This is a genomic window from Arthrobacter sp. SIMBA_036 (assembly GCF_046535135.1).
Taxonomy (GTDB): Bacteria; Actinomycetota; Actinomycetes; order Actinomycetales; family Micrococcaceae; genus Arthrobacter.
The window spans coordinates 76,774-100,247 of the sequence record NZ_JAWRXG010000013.1 but is presented as its reverse complement, the minus strand read 5'-3'; the positions used below and the strand labels follow the sequence as shown (position 1 = coordinate 100,247).

Sequence of the window (23,474 nt, the reverse complement as noted above, 5' to 3'; positions counted from 1 at the left end):
TGAGACAATAAAAAACGCGGCCTCAGCCACGTAAGAAAATATCAACCCCAGCTGTCAACTAAACCTTCAGCAGTCCCGATCGAATGTGGCATGGTCGGCTACAACATCGGCGTTATCTCCAATGCAGTGGCACCTTTCGGCGGCGTCAAGCAATCCGGCCTCGGCCGCGAAGGCGGCACTGAAGGAATCGCCGAAACACCAGCACGATGTCGGTGAGGAAACTGAAGGCACCCCTACCAGTCCGGCCCTCAGCGATCAATGTCGAGACGCGGTCCAACCACCCGCCGGCGACCGTCAACGGGCCCGGAGGCTCGTACAGGGCAAGACGGCCGAAAGCAGCCGAGTGGGCAGCGCCCAAGGTGAAGGTTGCGCCGATACTATGCGCAAAGACATCGATGACGACACCGTGCTCCTGGCTCAGGGCAGCGGCCACGTTGGCAATGTCCTCGCATTCCTTGGCGCCCAGATACGGTTCGCTGTCCTCGCTGGTCCCCCGCCCGCGGCGGTCCATCGCCGTCACACCAACGCGACGCCAAGGATTCCCACATAGGCACCCACCGCTCAACGCTTCCCATCCCGCCATGAACAAGAAGCAACGGCGGACCCGCGCCACAGGTCAGAAGGCCGATGTCCACACCGTCGGCCCCCCGAACCCAACCCGGTTTGCCTTTCACTCAACTCCCCTTCTGCCCGCCATCACGCCCCAACCCCCGGGCAACCACCTCCAACCAAGGCGCACCGGCTTCCAGCAGCATGGAACCCAATGGTTCCATCATGAGGGTCCATTAACCTCCTGTCAGCAGACCCTCTCCCAGTTGTTCTCCCCGGGGCGCCTACAGGACCGCAGCATCCTCATCATGGCTGTTTTCGCATGCTCCGAACCTCGGCGCCTGGAAAGCGGCGAAACACGATGCCTGGAACAGCGGACGCACCTCTTGTCCGCTCCCTCACTGTCGCGGTCCCTGAACGGCAGCGTCGTTGGTGGTAGGGCACTGCTGATGGGTACGGGCACCCTGGTCTTTCCGGGACAACGGATGGCCCTTTCACGGCGTCCACGAAATATACTCAGTAGACTGATGATTTCGTGAGTGAACGGTTCGCTGTAAGCCCCCTACCCGGTGGAGCTGCACCGGGAACAGTCCGGTTGGAAACGGAGGACGGAATGGAGTCTTTTCCGCTCGTGTTGCTGGTGGTGATCTTCGCCGGGGCCGCGGCGGTGGTCTGGGTCGCCGGGATCCAGCTATCGAAATAAACCGATGTTCTTGATGATCGCCTGCATCTCGGATCCGCCTCGGGCTGATACTGCTGGCCATCGCCACGAATCTGCCTGAAATTGCCATCACCGTCACCGCGGCGGCCGCGTCAGGGAACGTGAACGTGGGCGTAGCGGTCGGGAACATCCTGGGCGGCATCGCCATCCAAACGGTCGTCCTCGTCGTCCTGGACATCTTTGGGACCAAAGGCAAAAAACCGCTCAGCACCAGGCCGGGTCCCTGACCTTGGTCATCGAAGCCATCATGGCCGTAGGTGTCCTCGGGGTAGTGATCGCCGGGAGCCAGATGCCCTCAGGAAGGCCACCGGCACGGGCAGGTCGTGCTGATCTTCCTTGTCGCTGCGGCCGCTACCCTGGGCGCAGGGGTCGTCCTTGAACGCAGCGGCGAAGCCATCGCCGGTCAGATCGGGCTCTCCGGTGTCCTCTTCGGGGCCACGTTCCTTGCGTTGGCGACCTCTTTACCGGAAATTTCCACTGGCCTGACCTCGGTGAAACACGGCGATTCCAAGCTGGCCTTCAGCGACATCTTCGGTGGCAACGCGTTCCTCCCTGTCCTCTTCCTCGCCGCCGTCCTCATCTCCGGCAAACCCGTGCTGCCCCTGGCGCAATCGACCGACATTTACCTCACCGCCCTCGCGATACTGCTAACCCTGATCTACATGCCGGGCCTGATCTTCCGCCCCTCGAACAAAATTCTTGGCATGGGCCTGGACTCACTCATCGTCTTGATCCTGTAGCTAACCGGGGTGGCAGGACTCTTCGCCGTCGCCTCAACGGGCTAGTCGGTGACCAGGGACCGAGCTACGTCAGCCCGAGCGCGGCGCGGACCGACCCCGGTTGTCCCTCCGCGAGGAGCGACGCCGTGGTCACGGCGAGGCAAAAAACCACTACGATCTGGCCTGAACGGAACACTATGGGTACCGCTCAGCCCGGGTGAATTCTAACCCCGTCCTACTGGGACCCGATCAAGTTGACACAATCAACAGCCAGGACCGGGACCGGAACGGCCGGCAGCAGCGGAAACGTTAGGAGCATCGTCCATAGGGTTGAGAATCCGATCTGTGCACCTGCTCGGGAGTACGAGGCGATGCCGGACGGATCATCGTCGGCCGCACCTGTCACCAGACCCGGACCAAGGACCCTTAACAGCCAGCCCAAACGCTGCGCGCTCGGTGCACCAGTGCCGGCACTGATCTCCGGGTCAGGGCTGTAGGCAGCCGGCCGTCACAGATTGCTCAGATCGGCTGCCGGTACCCGAAGAATTCGTGGTCGTTGTTGTAGCCGCCGAGGCCGTCACCGATGTCTGAGAAGTCTTCGACGAACTCGATCCCTTTGATCCATTTCACCATTTTGAAGCCGAGCTCCGTCTCGTTCCGCAGACGCAGGGGTGCCCCATGGCCGAACGACAAGGGTTCATCATTCATGTCGTAAGCGAGCATCGTGAGGCGGTAACTCATTTGCTCGATGGGCTGCGCCTCACAATACACGCCGCCCTCGGGGCCGAAGGCGAAGGAGTAAAAGATCACCCATTTCGCCGCAGGTTTCGGCCTGACAGTGTCGATGATTGTCTGCATGGGCACACCGCCCCATTTCGCGCCTCCGGACCAGCCCTGGATGCAGAAGTGCTGGGTGGTTTGATCATGATGCGCCAGGCCCCTGAGCTGACCAAGGCTGAGCTCCTTACGATTTTTTCGCGAGGTACCACCGGGCGCGAGCGACCAGCTGGGCCGTCAATGGCGAGGCGTCGTTCCGGAGCCAGACCAGTACGGTCGGCATGAGGAGAGACACGCCAACAAACGGGCGCCAGACGACGCCGGGAGGATCACCTGGCACCACCTGATGCGGCGTTTTGAACGACACGCCCAAGCCAGCGGCCACCAGGCTCATGGTGGTGGCTATGCTCGGCGACCAGCGGTGCGGGCCCGGAATCATCCCTTCATCCACCAGCAAACCCAGTACCCGCTCGCGAACGTCAGGGTCGCCGTCGCGCTGTAACCAGATCAACGCCTGCCCATTCAGATCCGTGGGGCTGATTGCTGGCAGCTGTGCCAGGCGGCTGCTGGATGGAAGAGCAACGCCCATCGGCTCCGATTCCAGGGTCAGCACACCGAGCCGTTCGTCGCGTGGGGGCACGGCATGAATGAAAACAGCGTCAAACTCGCCCTCAAGAAGCTTCAGAACCCCCTCCCTCGCGGCGGCAGGTTCCACGTCTACTTCCGGGGCGGCCTCGTCTAAGCCCAGCCCGCTGAGCAGCTCCGCCAGCAACGGGTACGCCACGCCCACGGCCACACCCAGTTTGAGTGTGCCTCGCGGAGGGCTGCGCAGTTCTTCCATGGCTGCCGCTGCGGCGTCGTGGGCCTGAATGACGTGCACAGCTTCCTCCCGGAGCCGGCGGCCCGCGTCAGTAAGTGCAACGTGATTGTGCGTCCGGTCCAGGAGGCGCAGGCCCAAGGCTCTTTCCAATGCTTTGAGCTCCTGGCTCAGTGCAGGCTGGGCGATGCGCAGCCGGGCGGCGGCTTTGCCAAAGTGCAGTTCCTCAGCCAGGACAAGGAATCGCCGGAGTTGGCGGATCTCCATTGGTTCATTATAAGAATTTGTGATCGCCCGAGTCCATACCGGTCTTGGACGGCGGGTCCCGCCCGGGCGTCCAATGAAGGGGAAGGTAAACCGCATTCGGAAAGGTGAAGGCAATGAGCGCAATCGACGGGGCCGCTCTAGTGGCAGCCAACGGCACCACGTTTCACGTTGAAGTGACAGGTCATGGGACGCCGGTGCTTCTGGTCCCCGGCGCCGGAGGCGACGCCCGGCAATACGTTGATCTGGCCCGGCTGTTGACCCAGAACCACACGGTCATCGCCTATGACCGTAGGAACAACGGACGAAGTTCGCAGCAACCGGACTGGGCGGAAACGTCAGTGGACCAGCATGCCAGCGACGTTGTTGCCCTCCTGGAACAGCTCGGGACCGTGCCATGTGTCGTGTTCGGCAACAGCACCGGGGCGTTGATAGCGCTGGCCGCCGTCCTGAAAGCTCCCGAGCGTTTTACCGGAGCCGTGCTGCACGAGCCGGCGCTGCTGGGCGTTCTGTCCAATCCCGACGACGCCATGGCCACCGTGCAGCCGGTGATTGCGGCAGGCGTGGAGGCCGGCGGACTTGCAGGCGGTGCCGAGGCCTTCGTCCAATTCGCGGCAGGAGATGCCGCCGCGTTGTTGCCGCCGGACTTTCTCGACGGACTCCGGACAAACGCCCGGGTCCTACTGGAAGCGGAGTTCGGAGCCTTTGCCTCCTGGCGGCCCAAGCTCGTGGCATTGGCAGGAATGAGCGTGCCGCTGGCCGTACTCAGTGCCGAGCAGACAGCGCCATTCTTCGTGGAGGCGGCCGAGTGGGTAGCTTCCCATGCGGGAGTCAGCCGCCGGACGGTAACGGGCGGCCACATGGGCTTCCTCGACCACGCCAGGGAACTGGCTACGGAAATCGACGCGATGTTGAGGCAGTCCGCAAATGCGGCCGGTTAAAGGGGGCCGGCGTACCGGCCTGAATCGGACTGCCATACTCCACAGAATCAGGATTTGACGTCTATAGGAGCATCGTCTAGACAAACAGGTGATGACGGGCAGGAGCTCTGCGACAGGTCGGCAACACCCAACGCCCGGCCACGGAGCGAAGCGGAGAGGAGCCCCGATAACTGGTTGGAGCGAAGCCGAGGCGAGGTTCCCTGAGAATTGTCAGAATGGGTCGGTAGCGTGCGGATGTCCCGCCTGGTTTCCCCTAATCCCAGGCGGGACACTAGTTTGAGAAGGAGAGGTAGGCAGTGGGATTACGGAACTTCCTGACCAGTCGCCGAACACCAGCTGAAGGTACGAGTCCGTATAAGACGATTTGGCCGCACCCGCCGTGCGTGAACCTCTGACGGCGGATCACACGAACGACCTGGACGCCGCCTGTCAACCGTTTAAGGGCAGGCGCATCGTAGGTATTCTCGGGGTGCTTGCAATCGGGCTATTCGCATACGCATTCATCGGTGTCCTGACTACGCCAAGGTAGTAGCAGCAGCAGCGACCTCAGTAGTGTTCTGCGGGCCTTTCCTCCCTCTAGAGGAATTAGCCCGCGTCCGGCAGCAAGCGCCCCCGGACTCGATCGCATGGTGGCGCGCCCGGCGATTCGTACCCCTTCGGTAGATCGTCGCACTTCCTTGGAACCGGGACACTGTCTCTGCGCCGCGCAGGCGATCTCTTGAACTGGATGCCGGGCCGGCGTCCACACTCCGGGAGGCTGGTCGTAGACTGTCCAGAAGGTGGCAGGGAAAACCATGAGTTCACGCCGTATTCGTCTCGTTATCGAGGATGACCTGGGCATCGGTGGTCTCCTCGAGGCAATCCTCCCCGGCATGGGCTTCCAGGGGGCATGGTGAATAGACCGGAACGGACGGCCTGCTCACCGCCGCTGGCTTGGAGCTGGCCCTGATCACTCCCGACGTGGGACTGCCAGGCAGGAACGGCCTCGAAACCGCGCCCAGACTGCCCGATCTCACGAACGCGCCAATACTGATGATCACCGCGTTCGCTCAACCAAGCGACGAACTGGAGGGCACTGCCGCCGGCGCCAGCGCCTACCAAACCGAACCCTTCAGGCTGGCCCAACTCAGAGCCATAGGGCTTGACCTATGCCCACTGGTCCGAACACCAGCCCTTCGCCTGGGCCCTGCCTGAGGTGATACGCCCGAAGCAGGATTAGGGGTGGGCTGTTCTTCGGTCGCGCAAACGGTCGGCGAGCAGGGCTTCAGCAGCTTCACGGCGCTTGCCCACCATCAGCATCTGCTCCGTGACGGGGTTGGCAACCAGTAGATGACTGGTCAACTCTCAAAAATCAAATTGTAGAAATCCACATTGGGGGAATGCTAACTGACCGGGGGCAGGTGGATGACGTCATGGATGACGGGTCCGTCCTTTGGCTTAAGCAGGAGGGATCAACAGAGCGGCGAATCATCGAAAACCAGCTGGGGACCTGGGTTCGGCTCAGCCTAACGTGACTAGTCGGCATCACAGTGTCGTCGAGACCCTCGATCATTTCTGCGCCGGGAAAGTAATTCCTCGTGACAGAACCTGTAAAGCCTAAACATCTGGACCTAAACTCCTACCAACCTGACGCCTGCGTCCTTGCCTGGTCTTCAGAGCAAAGAGCGGCTCCACGTGGGCTGCAGGCCCCATTGATGTCACCTGGGAGGCCGCTGGTGTGTTCCGGGTCCGACAGTCCCTGTCGACCGAACTACACCCCAACCTGACGTGGGGGCGCCTGACGTGGGAAGACTCGCTCGTCGGTAGAGCTCAAGTCTGGTTCTCAGACACCAGACGAACCGGAGGAGGTGATATCCCCACCCCTTCCCAAAGCGGCGTTCATTAAGACCCCATTCGTCGGAGTATTTTGAAAATTCTCGGGCTACCGCAGCCCGGTTTACTGCCCTCCAACTGTCAGGTTGGATCTTAGAACATCATGAGAGCCACCGTCAGCAATGCCGGACTTCGCGCTTTCTGACGCCAGATCGGCGCGCAAGTTCCCGCGCTCCCCCGCCGCCCTGTCAAGCGCTGCTCTAGGGCGAGGCGACCTCCGAGAAACCTTAAGGGCAAGGCGTGCGGGGAACCCTCACGTGGCTCCTGCTTCCTGGCATGACCCGATAACTACTTGACCGAATCTCCATTATCGGCGCGCCCTACAGGCAGGAGAGAGGCTCGAGAAGGGGCTCGGTCCTTGTATTCCCGCCGGGGCACCCAGGCTTCACGCAGGTGGGGACTTCCCGAAGCGTCACCTTCGGCCCCGGTCATGACTGCATCAGCGGGCTTCAGCTTCAGATCGAGCATCTCGGCCAGGACGTCCAGGGGCTGGGTGATATCGCCCAGCACATGGGCCTCGTCCGCCTCCAAGTCTTCCAGCGCGGTGAACTGGGAGTCCAGCAGTGCGCGCGGCGTGAATTCGTGGGAACGGGCGTCCATCCGTGCGCCGATTGTTGCCGCAGTGCCGGCGAGGTGGACGAAGACAACATCCGGTGCATAGCTGCGAAGGAGGTCCCGGTACCGGCGTTTCAGCGCGGAGCAGGCAACAATCGGCGGGACTCCCGCGCCGCCGTCGTCCTTCCCTGCAAGCAACTGCCCTAGCCGGGCTAGCCACGGCTCCCGGTCCGTGTCCGTCAGCGGATCCCCGGCGGCCATCTTTTGCTTGTTGGCTGCAGGGTGGAAATCATCCCCGTCAAAGAACAGCATGCCCAGCCGCTGCCCCAGGAGGGCGCCGACGGTGGACTTTCCGCAGCCGGACACACCCATCACTACCAAAGGAGGCAGATGCCCGCTCACTGGGCATGCCCCGGTTTGCCGAAGCTGAGGAGGACTTTGCTTGAGGTGGTGGAGTCTTTGGCGGTCTCGAAGGCGTGCAGGGCGTCGGATAGGGGGTACTCGTGGGTGATGACGGGCTCGATGTGCAGGGAGCCGTCTGCGAGGGCGGCGATCACCTGGTCTATTTCGTCGTTGAAGCGGAAGGAGCCTTTGAGGTCCAGTTCGCGGGTGATGGCCAGTGAGATGGGCACCGGCTGCATGCCGGTGGGCAGCAGGCCCACCATCACCACTGTTCCGCCGCGTACCGCGCCGTTGATGGCCGAAGCGAGGCCGTGGTGGTTTCCGGAGGACTCGATCACGACGTCGGCCTCGACGGCGGCGATCGCTGCAGTGTCGGCGGCGTTGATCACCTCATCCGCGCCGACGGCTGTGGCGATCTCCAGCGGCTTCGGGTGCAGGTCGACGGCGGTGATCCGGGCGGCGCCTGCGCGCTTGAGGACGGCGACGGTCAGGGCACCGATGGGTCCGGACCCGATCACCAGCGCAGTCTTCCCGCGGACGTCACCGGCCCGGGACACGGCATGCCAGGCCACGGACGTGGGTTCGATCAGAGCCGCCGTGCGCAGGTCAATGCTGTCGGGAAGGGGCCGCAGCATCCGCGCCGGGAGGGTGACGTACCGGCTGAACGCGCCGTCCGTGTGCGGGTAGCGGGCAGCGCTGCCAAGGTAGGTGCAGCCCGGGGAGAGGTTGGGCCGGTCCGCGGGATACTTGGCCGCGCCTGGGCCGGGTGTGGCGGGGTGGACTGCGATGGCGGTCCCGGCCTGCGGGCCGGTCCCGTCGGCAGCGGCACGCACCACTGTGCCGGAAATTTCGTGGCCCAGCACCAGTGGGGCCTTCAGGATGGACTCCCCGGCAGCACCGTGCAGCCAATAGTGCAGGTCAGAGCCACAGATCCCGCCGTACCGGACCTCCACCACCGCTTCATGGGCTGCCGGTTGGGGCAGCGGGACCTCCTCGATCCGCAGGTCGCCAGCGCCGTGAGCCACCAGCGCCGGGCGGGTGGCGGGCAGTTCTTCCAGCTCTACCGTCAGGTCAGCATTCAGGGCCATCAGACCACCACAGTCATTCCGCCATCGATGAAGATGGTCTGTCCGTTCACGAAGTTGGAGCCATCCGAGGCCAGCCACACCACCGGTCCGGCCAGGTCCTCCACGGTGCCCCAGCGGTGGGCAGGGGTCCTGCCGAGGATCCAGGAATTGAACTCCTCATCATCGACCAGGTTCTGCGTCATTTCGGTGTGGATGTAGCCCGGCGCGATCGCGTTGATCTGCAGCCCGGAGGCCGCCCATTCGGCGGTCATGGCGCGGGTGAGGTTCCGCAGCCCTCCCTTCGCCGCGATGTAGGGGGCGATGGTGGGTCGCGCCAGGTCGGTCTGGACAGAGCAGATGTTAATGATCTTGCCCCGGCCCCGTTCGATCATGTGCCGGGCGGCCTCCCGGCCCACCAGGAAGGCGCTGGTCAGGTCCGTGCTGAGGACGCGCTCCCAGTCAGCCACGTCCAGGTCCAGCATCGGGACGCGGTGCTGGATTCCGGCGTTGTTGACCAGGATCTCCAGCGGGCCGACGTTGTCCTCGATCCACGCGATGCTGCGGGCGGCAGCGCCGTCGTCGGTCACGTCGAAGGCAATGCTGTGGATCCGGCCAGGCGGGAAATCCGCTGCCATGGCAGCGGCTGCGTCCTTGAGACGTTCCTCGTTGATGCCGTTGAGCACTACCGTTGCTCCGGCGTCGGCCAGTGCCTTGGCAAGGGCCGAACCGATGCCCCTGCTCGAACCGGTGACCAGGGCTACGCGCCCCGTGAGATCAAAAAGCCCTGTCATGTCCTGGTTACTTCCTCTTCTTGTCGTTTCGTGTGGCGGCCTCCATCAGGTACCGGCCGCCCTTAGAACGGGCCCTGCTGGACAAGGTTGGCCGGGGTTTGGCTGGTGGCCAGCGCCTCGAGCTGCTGCTTCAGGAGTTTCAGGATCCGGGGCTCAAAGGCCGAGGCGTTGCCACCCACGTGCGGGGTGATGAGGGCGTTCTCCGCGGACCACAGCGGGTGGCCGGCGGGCAGCGGCTCGGGATCGACCACGTCGATGGCGCATTGCAGGCGGCCGGACACCACTTCCCGGGTCAATGCGTCCGTGTCCACCACGGCGCCGCGGCCCACGTTTACCACCAAGGCTCCGTCGGGCAGGGCGGCCAGGACTTCCCGGCCCACCAGGTGGTGGGTGTTGTCGTTCAGGGGCAGGACGGAGACCAGGATGTCGTGGTCCGCGGCCAGGGCTACCAGATCCTCTGGGCCGTGGACCTGTCCGTCCGCGTCCGTGCGGGCCGTGCTTCCCACCCGGGTGATGGTGACTTCGAAGGGTTCCAGCCGCCGGGCGAGTTCCTTGCCGATCCCGCCGATGCCCAGCAGCAGGACCTTGCGATCGGCCAGGGACTGGCGGCGCTGCGGCTTCCAGCTTTCAATCTGCTGGTCCTTGACGGCCTGGTCGATGCCCCGCAGCCTGGCAAGGATGAGGCCCACGGCCAGCTCCGCGGTGGCAGCTGCGTGGACGCCCGAGGCGTTTGCCACTGCGGCGCCCGGGCCGGCGGCCTCGCGGACGCCGTCGTACCCTGTTGACTGTGTTTGCACGAATTTAAGGTCCGGGACCTTGCCCAGCGAACCCAGCACTGCCCCTGCATCGATGTACGGGAGGATGACGCCGTCGATGCCACCCAACTCCTCCCCCGGCTCGTCCTTCATGTCCCACACGACGCCCCGTAGTCCTTCGGGAAGCGGGGAGAGATCGGCCAGGAGCCGGGAGTCCGGGAAACTGACGGTTCGTACTAATTGCATCGTGAGGGCCTATCGGTTGGCGGTGGGAAGGTAGTTCCCCGGGTTTGGGTGTCGGGGGCGGTTTTAGTCGGAGTTCCCCCGGCGGTCGAAGGTCAGGCCGCCAGGCACCTGGAACGTGGGCATGAGTTCAAGCATGCCGACATTGACGTGCCGCGGGGTCTCGATGGCGTAGTCCAAGGCGTTGACGATGTCGTCGGTGGTCAGCGACTCGTAGCCTTCGTAGTACGTTTGCCAGGCTTCTTCCATGGCTTCGGGGCTGCCGCCCATATTCCGGCCGAAGATCTCGGTTTCCACCCTGCCGGGGCAGATTTCGGTGACGCGGATGCGCTTGCCCACGGTGTCGTTCCGGAGCTGCCGGGAGATTTGGTGCACCGCGGCCTTGGTGGCGTGGTAGGCCGTGTGGCCGTAGAAGTTGTAGGTCCCGGCGATGGAGCTGATGTTCACCACGTGGCCGAGGTCCCGTTCCACCATGCCTGGCAGCACCAGCCGGGTGAGCTGCAGCAGGCCGCGCAGGTTCACGTCCACCAGTTCGTCGATGTCCTGCGCCGAGGAATCCAGGATGTTGCCCGGCCGGGAGACTCCCGCGCAGTTGATCAGGACATCCACTTTCAGGTCACGGACGACGGCGGCCAGCGCGGTGGTGTCGGTCAGGTCCACCACGTGCGGGACTGCTCCTGTCCGGTCGGCAAGCTCGGTGAGGCGTTCCTCGTTGCGGGCCACCGCGTGGACCGTGAGGCCGCGCTTGGCCAGTCGTTCGGCGATGGCAGCACCCATGCCGGTAGAAGCTCCGGTGACGAGGGCGGTGGTGTAGTCGGAAAAGGGCATTGGTACTCCAAAAGTGGTGGAAGTCGGGAGGGCTCGTGCGTCCGGCTATGGGGCTGGACGTAGTAGCGGGGGGTTGGCAGGGGTAGGGATCGCGTGGTGGTTCGTGTGGGCGCGGAGCTTGGCGGTGGGAGAAGCATTCATGTGGTTCAGGCTCCGGACGCTGGGCTGAGTTCGTACCAGCGCTGGCCAGCGCCGATGCCAAGGAGGCCGAAGACTGTGTTGATGGTGTTCCGGAGCCTGTCCAGTTCCAGGCAGGCTGTCCGGTGGGTAGCCGTTGCTTCCGCCACGGTTGTCTTTCTGAAGCTGACGGTGTGTCCTGGCCTGGCTTGGGCCAGGAGGTCCAGGGAGCGGCTCGTGACCACCGCCAGGACGGGGTAGCCCGCCGTTACGCCGCGTCCCCGATGCAGCACCAGCAGCTCCTCCCGGGACGGGACCTCGATGGCCCCAACAGGAACGCCGCGGGATAGGACTTCGGATGTGAGCTGGCGTTCGGGAAGGGCACCACCGAGCCGGAGACCGATGTGGTTGCTGCGGGGGCTCACGGTGTACTGGGTTGTGAACAGCAGGTCTGCCGTTTCTCCGAATTCCGCCACGTCCGGACCGTCGGTGACGTCGATGACCGGGTTGGTGGTGAAGGCGGGTTTGGTGAGGTCGAGCCGGAACAGCGGCAGGCCAAAGTGCGGTTGGGTGATGGGAGCTGTGGTCTTCCGTGTTTCGAGGGGGAAGCCTTCTGCGAGCTTCAGTCCGAAGCCCACTACGGTGTCAGGGGCGCAGCTGCCGAGCAGGCTGGGGACCGTGAAGGATCCATGGACGGCGATGTAGGCGCGGAGCCCGGTCCGGATTCCCCGTACGGCCACGACTTCGCCGGCCCGGACGGACACCGGTTCCCATTGCGGGCACTCGCGTCCACCCACCGTGAGGTCAAGGGGTGCACCGGTGACGGCGATCAGCACGTCCGTGGTGGCGCGCATCCGGAAGTCCAGCGCCGTGAGCTCGAGTAGGGCGTCGTTGTCGTCGTTGCCGGCGAGGATGTTCGCGGCCTTGGCGGAGTACTGGTCCAAGGCGCCGTTGACAGGGAGTCCGTAGGCGGGGCCCCTCGTCCGGCCCAGGTCCGTGACCACGGAATGCCCCGGCTGCAGGATGATCAGGGAACCGGTCATGGCTGCGCCTCCAAGAACTGCCCGGCGAAGCTTCCGAAGTCATCTGCCGGGATCCGGTAGAAGCGCAGTTCGTCGCCGGGGACGTAAGGCACCAGAGGTTCGCGTGCTGCGTCCAGCACTGTTAGAGGCGTCTGCCCGATGACGCACCAGCCGCCCGGTGCCACGGCCGGGGCGATCACGGCCTGGCGGCCTGCCACGGATACGGCACCGGCGGGAACCGACAACCGCGGGTCCTTGAGCCTGGGCACCGGGACCGGGAAGTCCGGTCCGTCCATCATGGGAGATCCTGCCGGCGCCCCGAGGCAGCGAATGACGTAGGTCTTGGCGGTGTGCCGGGCGATGACGTCCTCAACGCCCAGGCCCTGGTGTTCTGCAACGCGCTCCAGGTCGGGCCCATAGTCGCCGCCGTAAACCACGGGCACGTCGAAGCGGCGCGGCTCGCGCAGGGTGGTGCCGACAAAGTCCAATTGGCGCATTGCCAGGAGGACGAACGCCCGGACCTGACGCGCGGAGGTGAGGTAGGGGTCAAATTCGACCAGGACCGAGTCGTAGGTGGGAACGGCGCCACGTAGGCCATCGATGCCGGCGGTGGCCAGCCAGTCCGCCAACGAGTGGACGGTGGTCCAGTTGGTTTCTGCGTCACTGGACTGTGCCACCACGCGCAGGGCGGCGTCACCGGACTCATAGATGTCTAGTCTTGTCCGGCTGGTCGTCGTTGGGGTGGCCATGGTCAGGAAATCTTTTGCTTTGCGGCGAGGACCTGCGCCAGCGGTGCGATGGTGACGCCCGCGGCGATCAGTTCGCTGCGGATCAGGCGGGCGAGATCGACGGCGCCCGGGTTGTCGCCATGCAACAGCACCGTGTCTGCCTGGATGGCGATGTCGTTGCCGGAGACTGTTTCGATCAGTCCGTCACAGACCATCCGCACGGTGCGCTGGATGATGACGGAGGGGTTGTGGATCACAGCGCCGGGCCGGCTGCGCGGCACCAGTGTGCCGTCATCCTGGTAGGCCCGGTCCGCGATGCCGACGATGGCCACCCGCAGGCTGCGCTCTTTCGCGGCGGTGGCGAGTTCACCGTCCTGCGCGAGGATGATCAGGGCGGGATCCACCCGCACGGCAGCGTCCGCTACTGCCTCGGCGTAGTCAGTCCTGGTCGCCACCAGGTTTCCGAGACAGCCATGCGGGGCCAAGTGGGAGACGGAACCGCCGTGGTAGGTGGCAAACCCTGAGAGGGCTCCCAGCTGGTAGATGACGTCGTTGCGGACTTCATCAGCGGTGAGGTCCATGGCCCGGCGGCCGAAGCCGCGGAGATCCGGGAAGCTTGGATGGGCGCCTATGCTGACTCCCTTACTGACGCATTCAGCCACAGTGGAGTCCATGATGTCGGGGTCCCCTGCGTGGAAGCCGCACGCGATGTTGGCGCTGGACACGATCTCCAGCAGGGCTTTGTCGTCACCGATCGAGTAGGCACCAAAACCTTCACCAAGATCCGCTACGAGATCGACTGTGCGCATTAGGGGCCTTTCTATAGCGGGTACTGCGGGTCTAAATGAGCGTGGCATCGGAATTTGAACCACACAAAAACGAATGTTATATCCCCTATAGGGAACAGTTATGACGGTGACAAACGTTATTGGCACCGATCCCGAAAGATGTTTTCGGTTTTCGGTTTGTAACTGCGAAAAATCGTGCTGAACAATAAACCCTTCCCTCACTTATGCAAAAAACATATGTCGCCATCAAAATCGGCGATGGCTAGGCGGGGATAGAATGTCTTGGTCATTGGAAAGTCATCTGCAACTAACCTATGCCCGGGACTCGGATCACACAAAGACGTAATGCCTGTCCCGCCATAGCGCCAACGTATGACCCCGCATGCTGTGCCATCCCCGCTGGAAAAGAGGAGCGCTATGGACACCCGTAAGCTGGCGTACTTCGTCAAGATTGTCGACTCAGGAAGCATCACCAAAGCGGCCGCCGCCCTCCACGTGGCCCAACCCGCGCTAAGCCAGCAGGTGTCAGCCCTGGAAACGGAGCTGAAACAGCGGCTCCTGATCCGGAGCAAGCAGGGCGTGGAGCCTACGGCCGCCGGCCACACGCTGTACCGGCACGCGCAGACCATCCTGCGACTCGTGGAGCAAGCCAGGATGGATGTGGCAGCGTCAGGAGCTGCGCCTTCGGGCCGCGTCTCCATAGCGATCGCCCCGTACAGCATGGCCTCAAGCCTCACTCCCCGGATCATCAGTGAAGTGGGCCGCCGATACCCGGACATCGTGCTGCACCTGACGGAGATATATGGCGGCGTGCTCAGCGAGGCCATCAAGAACGGCCGGTTGGACATGGCACTCATCTATGAGCCTGGCCCCGTCCGAGGGGTGCAGTTCACCACCCTCATCGTCGAGGACCTGTACCTGATTGTTAACTCCCGCCGGGAGCTGCCCGTTACCGCCGACGCGGACACCATCACCCTGGACGAGGTGGCTGCCGTGGGCCTCTTCCTGCCGGAACAGATCCATACCCTTCGCCAGGTGGTCCAGGCGGGCATCGACAGCAAGGGCCTGAAACTGAAGCTGGTGGGCGAGGTGGAATCGGTCCCCTCCCTCACCCGGCTGCTGCGCACGGACCTCGGAGCGACCATCCTGCCCAAGTCAGCGGCGGATGCCCTGTTTCATGAGGAGGACTTCCGGGTCCTGAGGATCGTCGAGCCTGCACTGCAGTGCAGGATTGCCTTATGCACGCCCGACCATGAGCCCCTATCCGAAGCCGCGTCCGCCGTCCTGCTGGTCCTCAAGGAAATGCTGCAGGAGATACTCCGGAGTAAATATTCTCCGCTCCCCACCGCACCGTTCGAGGCATCATAAGCAGGGCTTATCAGGTCACTCCGCTTTAGTCTTATTCAGGGAATTGCGTAAGTTCTAGGATAAAGACCATAAAGGTTTCGCCAATGCGAAACCCCGGCAACAAAATTCCCTGGAGCCCCGCCATGAAAAAGATCACCAGCACGCAGTACCGGAAGGCAACTGAAGGAAGAATCCAGCTGAAAGCCAGCACCGGTTCGCATTGCCCAGCCAACGGATTCTGGCGTCCCGAAGACGGGCCCGCCACCGAGCACGTCTTCGTGTTCGAGGGAAGCATGATGCCCCCGGGCAGGCGCGGCTCCACCATGTGGTACCTCGACGACGCCCAAGCGGGACCGACGGCGCACCTGCTGCCCGGCATGAACTGATCGGCTCACCGACTTGAAAACGGCAAGAGGCAAGGCCCGGAGTTCCGAAAGGAACGCCGGGCCTCTTGGCGTAACCGCGTCAAATGCCGGGTACCTGCCGTTACAAGGAAGGGGTCAAAACGACCAGTACCGGCAATCGATGCGAGGGGTGACTACAGGGATGGCTCCAGTTCGGCGTCCTCCACCAGCAGGCCCTTGGCCTTCAGCACGTCCGTCAGTTTGCACAACTCGATGGTCGTGCCCCCATCCTTGTAGCGGCGAATGAGGTCGTCTTCCGCGTCCACGCGTGCCTGCGACAGCTTGATAACTTCCTCGATCTCGTCCTTGCGGACCACCACCACACCGTCGGCGTCCCCCAGGAGGACATCGCCCGGGTAGACAATCTCGCCGCCGAACACCAGGGGGTGGTTGACGGGGCCGATCGTTTCCTTCACGGTGCCCTTGATACAGACACTGCCTGAGAACACGGGCAATCCAAGTTCGATCAGGTCCTTGGTGTCACGGACACCGGAGTCCGTGACCATACCGGCCAGGCCTTTCGCCTTCATGGCGTTACCCAGAACGTCGCCGAACGTCCCGGCCTCCTCGTACTCGCCGGCTGCTACCAGGACAACGTCACCCTTCTGCGCATAGTGGATGGCCACTTGCAGCATCAGGTTGTCCCGCGGCGCACAGACCACGGTGACGGCGGGCCCGCAAAAGGTCATGCCGCGGTCGATGGGCTTGATCTTCGAGCTCAGGGCACCTTTGCGGCCCTGTGCTTCGTGCACTGTGGCGGAGGAGAATTTGGCCAGACGCTGGATGGCGTCCTCTGAGGGCCGGTCGAATTTCGTTTTGACGTGGATCATGGGTGCTCCTGTTGTTCAAAGGGGAAGGGAAATCAGGACAGTGCCTGGACGGCCTTTTCGATGGCGGCAATGGATTCCTCGATCACCGGCAACCCGGTGGCGTAGGAAATCCGGAAGTAGGGGCTCAGTCCATAGGCCGAACCTTGGATGACGGCAACAGACGCTGCTTCCAGAAGATAGAGGGTGAAGTCCTCGTCGTTGGTGATCTGCCGGCCCCCGGGAGTCGTTTTGCCGATGACCCCGGCGCAGTTGACGTAGGCGTAAAAGGCGCCCTCCGGCGTCGTGCATTGCAGGCCCTTGACGGCGTTGAGTCCCGCCACTGCACTATCGCGGCGTTCACGGTACACGTCCACGCTTTCACGGACGAATGCCTGATCCCCGGTCAGTGCCGCGGCGGCAGCGGCCTGGCTGATGGAGGACGGGCAGGACGACATCTGGGACTGCAGTTTGTTGATGGCCGCAACCAGCGGTGCAGGTCCCCCGGCATAGCCCAGCCGCCAGCCCGTCATGGCATAGGCCTTGGAAACGCCATTCGTGACCAGCACACGGTCCTTGAGCTCAGGGGCAACGGTCACCAGACTGGTGATGTGCTCTTCGCCGAAGTGGATCTCATCGTAGATCTCATCAGTGAGGACGTGGACAGCGGGGTGCTCCCTGAGGACGGCGGCCAGGCCGGCCAGTTCTTCCCCGGAGTACACCGCTCCCGTGGGGTTGGAGGGCGTGTTGAGGATGACCCACTTGGTGCGGTCCGTTAGTGCCCCGGCCAGTGCCTCAGGGGTGAGTTTGAAGTCAGTGTCCTCGCCGCAGGGAACAATGACTGGGGTGCCTTCGTTGGCGAGCACCATGTCCGGGTAGGAGACCCAGTACGGTGCCGGGATGACGACCTCGTCGCCCTGGCCCAGGGTGGCCATGAATGCGGTGAAAATAACCTGCTTCCCACCGCCTCCGATAGTGATCTCGGCCGGCGTGTACTGCTGGCCGGTCTTGCGCTTCAGGGTCTGCAGAATCGCCTTTTGCAGTTCGGGCGTGCCGGTAACCGATGTGTACTTGGTTTCACCGCGGCCGATGGCAGCGATGGCAGCGTCCTTGACGTGCTGCGGTGTATCAAAATCCGGCTCTCCGACGGTCAGGTCCAGGATCCGACGGCCCTCGGCCTTGAGCTCCCGAACACGTGCCGCCGCGGCAACGCTGGGTGAGGACTTGATACGGGTTACGCGTAATGCGGGCACGAATTCAGGCATGGTCTCTTCCAAGGTTCCGGAGCTATGAGGGTGGTTCATCCGAGCCTAGGGAAGGAGCGCCCCTCTTGGATAAGACCTAAAGTGCGTGGACAGATAAGCAGCTCTTATGACCGAGCAGCCAGAACTTTCGCGTATCGCCCCACGCACTTTCGGTATTGCCGTCCCGGCTCGCCATAGGCGTAACCTGCGGGATGGACAACGGACCCAAGAAGGCACGGACCCCCCGCGACGTTCCTCCCACGCCATCGGGGCGCACCGCGGAAAGATGCCCCCACTGTCCGGAAGCGCGCTGACACTGAAGCACCAACGAAAGGCAAGGAGCAGGGGTGCCCGGCAGAGAGACTCAGGAACGGATACTTCCGCGGACACCGGAGACCGGGACGGGCAGGACCGGTAGGGCCGCCTACCGGTACCGGGGCGCTCCGAAGCCAGATCCCGCCACTGTCCGCGCCCAACAAGCCCTGGCCACGCTGGCCCAGCTGCGGACGACCCTCGCCCTCCGCTCCAGCCGGGTCCGTGCCCTCAACGCCGAGCTCGGTGACTACGTTGCCCAGGCACTGTGCGACGGCGTGAAGGTCGCCGCCCTCGCGCAGGCCGCCGGCCTGCCTGCCGCCAGTATCCGGTCGGCCGCGGCGGCCCGAGGGGAGCTGTATCCGTCGGGCCAAAGCCGGAGCGGCCATCTTCACCTCATTGCAGGACTGGCTTCGGAGCGGGCAGCGGCAGAAGGCGCCCGGACGGCCGTAGAAGAGGAACGGAGGCAGGTACTGGCCCTGGCCAGGAAATCCGGGCTGCTGGACGACTACCAACTTGCCGGGGCAAGCGGCCTCAAGCCCGACGAAATCCGCAAAATGACAAGGGGCGTAAGATTGCGCGTGGCCTAGCCAGGATGATCCGTCCCGGCTGGTCCGCTGCCAGTCGTCTTCGCCCCTTGGGTAGAGGACTTATGCCGCGAACAACCGGAGCCCGCGGGTTGTGTATCAACTGGGTACACGCTCTTTTGCCAGTCCCGTAGACAGCGCAAGTCACAGATGCTGGTGGCGCACACCGTAGACCGGCTTACCGCAACCCGGATGAGCTGCGTGCCTGGCCACGCTGCCCTGCTGCCGCAGCCGGGTGAAGGCCACTTACTTACCCGGGTTGGAGGGACAGCTCCGCGGAGTCCCCGCTCCGCGTTGAACTTCCGGTGTGCAACGCCTCCCTACTCAACGAGATCCTCCATAGGAAATCGCTATGTAGGGACAAAAAAGCTGTCTTTGTGTGACCCGCGCCATAAACGTTAACGTGATGTCTGAGGCCAGCGCGCTAAGCCGTAGAAACACACGATGTCCCACCGGGGAGGCCGCAGCAGAACCAATAAGGCGCTCTCAATCGAGATCTTTTTCCAGCCCACGTGTAGGCGCAGGCCGCCGTTCACCCACCGCCACCGGAGACGAAATGACAGAAACCACACTTCCCAGGAAGACCCCGGTCAGGGCCGCAGTCGCGGCCTGGATCGGCACCACGCTGGAGTACTACGACTTCGCGGTGTATGGCACCTCGTCCGCGTTGATTCTGAACGTCCTCTTCTTCTCGCCCAAGCTTCCCCAAGGCATCAGCGTGCTGCTTGCCATGATCACCTTCGCGGTCGGCTACGCGGTACGCCCCCTCGGCTCTCTCATCCTCGGACCAATGGGTGACCGCCGTGGCCGCAAATTCGTCATGATGATCACACTATTCGGCATCGGCGGCTGCACCTTCCTTATCGGGTGCCTCCCCACGTACGCCCAAATCGGTCCTCTGGCTCCGATCCTGCTCGTACTGATCCGGGTCATCCAAGGACTGTGCCTTTCCGGCGAGCAGCCCAGTGCCATCACCATGAGCCTGGAGCATGCTTCCGAGGGCCGACGCGGTTTCCTCGCAAGCTTCACCACCTTAGGCTCCTCCTCGGGCACGCTGCTCACCCTGCTGGTCTTCATCCCTGTCGCGGCCATGCCCTCGGAGCAGTTGCTGAGCTGGGGTTGGCGGCTTCCGTTCTGGGCCTCCGCCGTCGTAGTCGTCGCTGCATACCTGATCCGCCGCCACATCCAAGAGCCGCCCGAGTTCGTAAAGGTCCAGGCCGCCAAGGTGAACGTCGCCCCCCTCAGGCACCTTCTGCGCTTCCACTGGCGCGCGGTGCTGCGGATCGTATTCTGTGCGCTCATCGCGGGCACAAGCTACATGATGCAAACCTTCTCGGTAGCATTCGGGACCGCCGGATACAAGCTCGATAAGCCGACCATGCTCCTGACGACCACAGTCTCGGCAGTGATCGCCCTCGGAATCACGCCCCTGGCAGGATTCCTTGTGGACAAGATCGGCCGCAAAACGATGTTCCTCATCGCAACGGGCGGCGCGGGCATCACAATGGTGCCCTACCTATGGTCAATCACGACCGGCAACTGGTCGCTGATCTTCCTGTTTGGCATCATCAACTACTCCCTCTTCTACTCAATGGTGAACGCGTCCTGGCCCTCGTTCTTCGCAGAGATGTTCCCCGGCCGGCTGCGCGTCTCCGGACTCGCCCTTGGCACCCAGATCGGCTTCGCCATCTCGGGCGTCATCGGCCCCGTTCTCTCGACAGCACTCGCTGGCCCCGATCTGAAAGATTGGGTTGGGCCGTCCATGGTCGCACTCGGGTTCATGGTCCTGGCAGGAATCTCAGCCCTCACCGCCAAGGAGACCAAAAATTACACACTCAAGGAACTCGACGAGGTCCAGCAGGGCGAGCAGGAGACCGCCGTCCTAACGGCCGTGTCCCCGAGCACAGCCACGCCCGGCCTCTCTGGTTAGCCTGAAATGCAGAAGTGACGGGTAATCGCCCCTGAACTGATGGCAAACTAGCTGTACGAGTCAGGACGTTCGTTACATCGTGAATACGTGAAGACCTCTTAGTTTGGTGGTTACCACACGCAGCCAACGACCAAGAGGTCTTCATGTCGCGCGTAATGCCCCGCCTAGCCGGTGGAGAACTCTACGTCACCAACTCGGCTCACTCTGCAGCCGCGAGTCCCTGGCGCATCCGTTCTCCAGCCCCAATGTTCTTTCTTGGCAGACTTGACGGGTGCAGCGCGACGCAGAAACGTTGCACACCGCTCTCTTCAAAAGAGGGCCAATTCCCCTGGAGTCGCTCTTTGTCCGTCGCCGACCGTACCCGACCAATCAGGCAACCCGTCACCGTCCTTACGGCCTTGCACTCCCCGCGGCAACTCAGCCGCGAGGTCCTGGCCGGAATGGTCACCACCCTCGCACTCGTACCGGAAGTCATCTCCTTCTCGATCGTCGCCGGGGTGGACCCCATGGTGAGCCTCGTCGCCTCCATCGTGCTGGCCCTGGCGATGTCCATCCTGGGCGGAAGGCCGGGCGTCGTTACTGCGGCAGCCGGTTCCGTGGCCCTGGTGATCGCCCCGCTGGTGCATGGGCACGGTGTCCGATATGTCCTACCGGCCGTGGTCCTCGCGGGCGTGATCCAGGTAGCTTTTGGCCTTGCCGGCCTGGCCCGCCTGATGAGGTTCATTCCGCGGTCGGTGATGATCGGGTTCGTCAACGCCCTGGGTGTGCTGATCTTCATGGCGCAGGTGCCCCACGTCTTCAATGTCCCGGGGCTCGCCTACGTCCTGTTCGCCCTGACCTTTGCGATCATTTTCATCCTGCCGCGCCTCACCAAGGTGCTCCCGTCGCCGCTGGTGGCCATCGTCGTCGTCACCGCAATCGTCATTCTCGCCGGACTCACCGTTCCGAATGTCGCGGACGAGGGCCCGCTCACGGGCAAGCTGCCCGGGCTCACCCATTTCCTTGTTCCGCTTGACCTTGCCACCTTCCAGCTGATTTTTCCCACCGCGCTGAGCGTGGCGTTCGTCGGCCTCATGGAAACCCTGCTCACGGCGAAACTCGTTGACGACATCACCGGCACCCCCTCGCACAAGGGCCGCGAATCCTGGGCCCTGGGTGTCTCAAACATCTTCGCCAGTTTCTACGGCGGCATTGCGGGTTGCGCCATGATCGGCCAGACGGTGCTCAACGTGAAGACCAGCCAGGCCCGCACCCGTATCTCGACCTTCGTGGCCGGGCTGTTCCTGCTGGCCCTGGTGACGGGGCTCAGCTCGATGATGGGACAGATCCCCATGGTGGCCCTCGCCGCGGTCATGATGGTGGTCGCCGTTACCACCGTGGACTGGCACAGCGTCAAACCATCCACCCTGAAGAGGATGCCCATCCCGGAGACGACGGTCATGGGTGTCACCGTCGCCGTCGTGGTCTTTACGGGAAACCTGGCCTACGGCGTCCTGATGGGCGTCATCCTGGCGATGGTGCTGTTCGCCCGCCGGGTGGCCCACGTCATCAGCGTTGAGCGGACCGTGGCCGGCGACGGCGAAAGCGTCCGCTATGCGGTGGTGGGACCACTGTTCTTCGGGAGCAGCAATGACCTGGTGGAGCACTTCGCCTATGCCGACGACCCCGCCTCGGTGACCATCGATCTCAGCAGCGCCCAGATCTGGGACGCCTCAACCGTCGCCGCCATTGACTCCATCGAAACCAAGTACGCCGACCACGGCGCCACGGTGGCAATCGAAGGCCTCGATGAACGCAGCACCGGCTTCCACCGCCGTCTCACCGGACACTTGGGTGCCTGACTTTCCAGCACACGCAAAGAAGCGGGACAACAATGCTGCGGCAGCGAGGCTCCGGACATCACGGAAGAGTCACCCCGCAATGATTTAGCAGGTTTCGATCGCCACACGCCGCGGACGCTCGCCGATAACGGATCGATTCCGCGTCGGCGCGCTGGCCTCCCCTGGTCCTCACCGAATTCGCGGTCGCATCTGTTTTCGCAGCCTGCGGCTGTACGTCGCTCTAAAGAGAGCAAAGGCATTCCGATGTCTCCATCCTCTGTAGTAGCGAACATCCGCAACAGTCCGCCATGAGGGCTTGAAGCTCATCGTCAGGCTCCCCGCATCCCAATCTGACAGGTTGCCGTGCTCGCCTTGACTTCTTTCTGAGACAGGCCTAGAACTCAACCTGACGGGCTCAAGTTGGAGGCGAACAGTGGCCGGACAGCGGATCGGGTACGTGCGTGTAAGCACGGTGGACCAGAACGAGAAACGCCAGCGAGATGGCCAGGTTCTGGACCGGGTCTTCATGGACAAGGCCTCAGGCAGGGATACTTCCAGGCCAGAACTGACCGAGCTGTTGCGTTTCGCCCGCGATGGCGACACCGTTGTGGTGCACAGCATGGACCGGCTCGCGCGCAACCTCGATGATTTGCGCGCCCTCGTCCAAGGCCTCACCCGCAAGGGCGTAAGGGTGGAGTTCGTCAAAGAGAGCCTGGTCTTCACCGGCGAGGACTCCCCCATGGCCAACCTCATGCTCTCCGTGATGGGTGCCTTCGCCGAATTCGAACGCTCCCTCATCAGGGAACGCCAAAAGGAAGGCATCGCCCTGGCAAAGCAGCGCGGCGCCTACAAAGGCCGCAAAAAGACCCTCACACCGGAACGGGCCGCTGAGCTGGTCCAGCGCGCGGGCAGTGGTGTCCCGAAAGCCTTACTTGCGCGCGACTACGGAATCAGCAGGGAAACCGTCTACCAGTACCTGCGTCAAACCAAACTGGAGTAAACCGCTCCCCCCACCGGCTCCGACGTGACCTGCGCAGGCTTCTGTTACCCGTCGACCCGTTGTGGGAC

General features: G+C 63.4%; 24 protein-coding genes and 2 pseudogenes. 12 read left to right on the top strand and 14 right to left on the bottom strand.

Annotation, left to right across the window (positions count from 1 at the left end; translation table 11 throughout):
* Window positions 1-69 precede the first annotated feature (69 nt).
* Window positions 70-216 (top strand): annotated as a pseudogene (locus tag SB659_RS17165) (aldehyde dehydrogenase family protein); the annotation flags it as partial.
* Here the strand turns inward: SB659_RS17165 and SB659_RS17160 are convergent.
* Window positions 146-511, bottom strand: a complete 366-nt coding sequence (locus SB659_RS17160) for a hypothetical protein (protein ID WP_410551198.1) — start codon at window positions 509-511, stop codon at window positions 146-148. The pseudogene SB659_RS17165 and the gene SB659_RS17160 sit on opposite strands and share 71 nt — an antisense overlap.
* 573 nt (window positions 512-1,084) lie before the next feature.
* Here SB659_RS17160 and SB659_RS17155 point away from each other — a divergent pair.
* The 3 genes from SB659_RS17155 to SB659_RS17145 all read left to right on the top strand — a co-directional run bounded on the left by SB659_RS17155 (window position 1,085) and on the right by SB659_RS17145 (window position 2,010).
* Entirely contained in the window at window positions 1,085-1,252 is a 168-nt protein-coding gene (locus SB659_RS17155; RefSeq protein ID WP_284980423.1) for a hypothetical protein, read from the top strand.
* A gap of 32 nt (window positions 1,253-1,284) precedes the next feature.
* Window positions 1,285-1,497: a hypothetical protein gene (locus SB659_RS17150; protein WP_410551205.1), complete on the top strand. Its 213-nt coding sequence runs from the start codon at window positions 1,285-1,287 to the stop codon at window positions 1,495-1,497.
* Between the two features lie 96 nt (window positions 1,498-1,593).
* Entirely contained in the window at window positions 1,594-2,010 is a 417-nt protein-coding gene (locus tag SB659_RS17145) for a hypothetical protein (RefSeq protein WP_284980424.1), read from the top strand.
* 498 nt (window positions 2,011-2,508) lie between these two features.
* Here the strand turns inward: SB659_RS17145 and SB659_RS17140 are convergent.
* A pseudogene (locus SB659_RS17140) lies at window positions 2,509-2,937 on the bottom strand (molybdopterin-dependent oxidoreductase); the annotation flags it as partial.
* Window positions 2,938-2,953: 16 nt separating this feature from the next.
* The gene (locus tag SB659_RS17135; protein WP_284980425.1) at window positions 2,954-3,850 is read right to left on the bottom strand and encodes a LysR family transcriptional regulator; all 897 of its coding nucleotides are present in this window, start codon (window positions 3,848-3,850) and stop codon (window positions 2,954-2,956) included.
* A 113-nt stretch (window positions 3,851-3,963) separates the two neighbouring features.
* Between SB659_RS17135 and SB659_RS17130 the strand changes: the two genes are divergently transcribed.
* Together SB659_RS17130 and SB659_RS17125 are read left to right on the top strand one after the other, a co-directional pair.
* Entirely contained in the window at window positions 3,964-4,788 is an 825-nt protein-coding gene (locus SB659_RS17130) for an alpha/beta fold hydrolase (protein WP_410551197.1), read from the top strand.
* A 933-nt stretch (window positions 4,789-5,721) separates the two neighbouring features.
* Window positions 5,722-5,982 carry a response regulator gene (locus SB659_RS17125; protein WP_350224898.1) on the top strand — a complete coding sequence of 87 codons (261 nt, stop codon included), beginning with the start codon at window positions 5,722-5,724 and terminating at the stop codon, window positions 5,980-5,982.
* A 21-nt stretch (window positions 5,983-6,003) separates the two neighbouring features.
* On the opposite strand, the gene SB659_RS17120 is transcribed toward SB659_RS17125, so the two are convergent.
* The 9 genes from SB659_RS17120 to SB659_RS17080 form a co-directional block, all read right to left on the bottom strand.
* Entirely contained in the window at window positions 6,004-6,129 is a 126-nt protein-coding gene (locus SB659_RS17120) for a hypothetical protein (protein ID WP_410551196.1), read from the bottom strand.
* A gap of 819 nt (window positions 6,130-6,948) precedes the next feature.
* On the bottom strand, window positions 6,949-7,617 hold the full coding sequence (locus tag SB659_RS17115) for a gluconokinase (protein WP_410551195.1): 669 nt from the start codon (window positions 7,615-7,617) through the stop codon (window positions 6,949-6,951).
* On the bottom strand, window positions 7,614-8,705 hold the full coding sequence (locus SB659_RS17110) for an L-idonate 5-dehydrogenase (protein ID WP_410551194.1): 1,092 nt from the start codon (window positions 8,703-8,705) through the stop codon (window positions 7,614-7,616). The genes SB659_RS17115 and SB659_RS17110 overlap by 4 nt, the downstream gene beginning before the upstream one ends.
* Window positions 8,705-9,475, bottom strand: coding sequence for an SDR family oxidoreductase (locus SB659_RS17105; protein ID WP_410551193.1), 771 nt, complete (start codon window positions 9,473-9,475; stop codon window positions 8,705-8,707). Before SB659_RS17105 ends, SB659_RS17110 begins: the two co-directional genes overlap by 1 nt.
* A gap of 62 nt (window positions 9,476-9,537) precedes the next feature.
* Entirely contained in the window at window positions 9,538-10,476 is a 939-nt protein-coding gene (locus SB659_RS17100; RefSeq protein WP_410551192.1) for a 2-hydroxyacid dehydrogenase, read from the bottom strand.
* A 63-nt stretch (window positions 10,477-10,539) separates the two neighbouring features.
* The gene (locus SB659_RS17095; protein WP_410551191.1) at window positions 10,540-11,301 is read right to left on the bottom strand and encodes an SDR family oxidoreductase; all 762 of its coding nucleotides are present in this window, start codon (window positions 11,299-11,301) and stop codon (window positions 10,540-10,542) included.
* Window positions 11,302-11,447: 146 nt separating this feature from the next.
* Window positions 11,448-12,461 (bottom strand): biotin-dependent carboxyltransferase family protein, encoded by a 1,014-nt coding sequence (locus SB659_RS17090; protein WP_410551190.1) that lies wholly within the window; start codon window positions 12,459-12,461, stop codon window positions 11,448-11,450.
* The gene (locus SB659_RS17085; RefSeq protein ID WP_410551189.1) at window positions 12,458-13,189 is read right to left on the bottom strand and encodes a 5-oxoprolinase subunit B family protein; all 732 of its coding nucleotides are present in this window, start codon (window positions 13,187-13,189) and stop codon (window positions 12,458-12,460) included. Before SB659_RS17085 ends, SB659_RS17090 begins: the two co-directional genes overlap by 4 nt.
* Before the next feature lie 2 nt (window positions 13,190-13,191).
* Window positions 13,192-13,977: a LamB/YcsF family protein gene (locus tag SB659_RS17080; RefSeq protein ID WP_410551188.1), complete on the bottom strand. Its 786-nt coding sequence runs from the start codon at window positions 13,975-13,977 to the stop codon at window positions 13,192-13,194.
* 396 nt (window positions 13,978-14,373) lie between these two features.
* On the opposite strand from SB659_RS17080, the gene nac reads away from it, so the two are divergent.
* Both nac and SB659_RS17070 read left to right on the top strand, forming a co-directional pair.
* The gene (nac, locus tag SB659_RS17075) at window positions 14,374-15,324 is read left to right on the top strand and encodes a nitrogen assimilation transcriptional regulator NAC (protein ID WP_284976789.1); all 951 of its coding nucleotides are present in this window, start codon (window positions 14,374-14,376) and stop codon (window positions 15,322-15,324) included.
* 122 nt (window positions 15,325-15,446) lie between these two features.
* Window positions 15,447-15,689 (top strand): hypothetical protein, encoded by a 243-nt coding sequence (locus SB659_RS17070; RefSeq protein ID WP_410551187.1) that lies wholly within the window; start codon window positions 15,447-15,449, stop codon window positions 15,687-15,689.
* A gap of 152 nt (window positions 15,690-15,841) precedes the next feature.
* On the opposite strand, the gene SB659_RS17065 is transcribed toward SB659_RS17070, so the two are convergent.
* Window positions 15,842-16,537 (bottom strand): 4-carboxy-4-hydroxy-2-oxoadipate aldolase/oxaloacetate decarboxylase, encoded by a 696-nt coding sequence (locus SB659_RS17065; protein ID WP_410551186.1) that lies wholly within the window; start codon window positions 16,535-16,537, stop codon window positions 15,842-15,844.
* Between the two features lie 32 nt (window positions 16,538-16,569).
* Entirely contained in the window at window positions 16,570-17,778 is a 1,209-nt protein-coding gene (locus SB659_RS17060) for an aspartate transaminase (protein ID WP_410551185.1), read from the bottom strand.
* A 326-nt stretch (window positions 17,779-18,104) separates the two neighbouring features.
* On the opposite strand from SB659_RS17060, the gene SB659_RS17055 reads away from it, so the two are divergent.
* The 4 genes from SB659_RS17055 to SB659_RS17040 all read left to right on the top strand — a co-directional run bounded on the left by SB659_RS17055 (window position 18,105) and on the right by SB659_RS17040 (window position 23,406).
* On the top strand, window positions 18,105-18,659 hold the full coding sequence (locus SB659_RS17055) for a hypothetical protein (RefSeq protein ID WP_410551184.1): 555 nt from the start codon (window positions 18,105-18,107) through the stop codon (window positions 18,657-18,659).
* 553 nt (window positions 18,660-19,212) lie between these two features.
* Complete coding sequence (locus tag SB659_RS17050; RefSeq protein WP_284980443.1) at window positions 19,213-20,586, top strand: MFS transporter; 1,374 nt, start codon at window positions 19,213-19,215, stop codon at window positions 20,584-20,586.
* A gap of 341 nt (window positions 20,587-20,927) precedes the next feature.
* On the top strand, window positions 20,928-22,427 hold the full coding sequence (locus SB659_RS17045; RefSeq protein ID WP_410551183.1) for a SulP family inorganic anion transporter: 1,500 nt from the start codon (window positions 20,928-20,930) through the stop codon (window positions 22,425-22,427).
* 412 nt (window positions 22,428-22,839) lie between these two features.
* Window positions 22,840-23,406: a recombinase family protein gene (locus SB659_RS17040; RefSeq protein ID WP_410551182.1), complete on the top strand. Its 567-nt coding sequence runs from the start codon at window positions 22,840-22,842 to the stop codon at window positions 23,404-23,406.
* The last annotated feature ends 68 nt before the right edge of the window (window positions 23,407-23,474 follow it).

Bases quoted from the DNA above. Each gene is read 5' to 3' on its own strand.
- SB659_RS17160 (WP_410551198.1), bottom strand. From the start codon at position 511: ATGGACCGCCGCGGGCGGGGGACCAGCGAGGACAGCGAACCGTATCTG.
- SB659_RS17135 (WP_284980425.1), bottom strand. From the start codon at position 3,850: ATGGAGATCCGCCAACTCCGGCGATTCCTTGTCCTGGCTGAGGAACTG.
- SB659_RS17130 (WP_410551197.1), top strand. From the start codon at position 3,964: ATGAGCGCAATCGACGGGGCCGCTCTAGTGGCAGCCAACGGCACCACG.
- SB659_RS17110 (WP_410551194.1), bottom strand. From the start codon at position 8,705: ATGGCCCTGAATGCTGACCTGACGGTAGAGCTGGAAGAACTGCCCGCC.
- SB659_RS17105 (WP_410551193.1), bottom strand. From the start codon at position 9,475: ATGACAGGGCTTTTTGATCTCACGGGGCGCGTAGCCCTGGTCACCGGT.
- SB659_RS17100 (WP_410551192.1), bottom strand. From the start codon at position 10,476: ATGCAATTAGTACGAACCGTCAGTTTCCCGGACTCCCGGCTCCTGGCC.
- SB659_RS17095 (WP_410551191.1), bottom strand. From the start codon at position 11,301: ATGCCCTTTTCCGACTACACCACCGCCCTCGTCACCGGAGCTTCTACC.
- SB659_RS17090 (WP_410551190.1), bottom strand. From the start codon at position 12,461: ATGACCGGTTCCCTGATCATCCTGCAGCCGGGGCATTCCGTGGTCACG.
- SB659_RS17085 (WP_410551189.1), bottom strand. From the start codon at position 13,189: ATGGCCACCCCAACGACGACCAGCCGGACAAGACTAGACATCTATGAG.
- SB659_RS17080 (WP_410551188.1), bottom strand. From the start codon at position 13,977: ATGCGCACAGTCGATCTCGTAGCGGATCTTGGTGAAGGTTTTGGTGCC.
- nac (WP_284976789.1), top strand. From the start codon at position 14,374: ATGGACACCCGTAAGCTGGCGTACTTCGTCAAGATTGTCGACTCAGGA.
- SB659_RS17070 (WP_410551187.1), top strand. From the start codon at position 15,447: ATGAAAAAGATCACCAGCACGCAGTACCGGAAGGCAACTGAAGGAAGA.
- SB659_RS17065 (WP_410551186.1), bottom strand. From the start codon at position 16,537: ATGATCCACGTCAAAACGAAATTCGACCGGCCCTCAGAGGACGCCATC.
- SB659_RS17060 (WP_410551185.1), bottom strand. From the start codon at position 17,778: ATGCCTGAATTCGTGCCCGCATTACGCGTAACCCGTATCAAGTCCTCA.
- SB659_RS17050 (WP_284980443.1), top strand. From the start codon at position 19,213: ATGACAGAAACCACACTTCCCAGGAAGACCCCGGTCAGGGCCGCAGTC.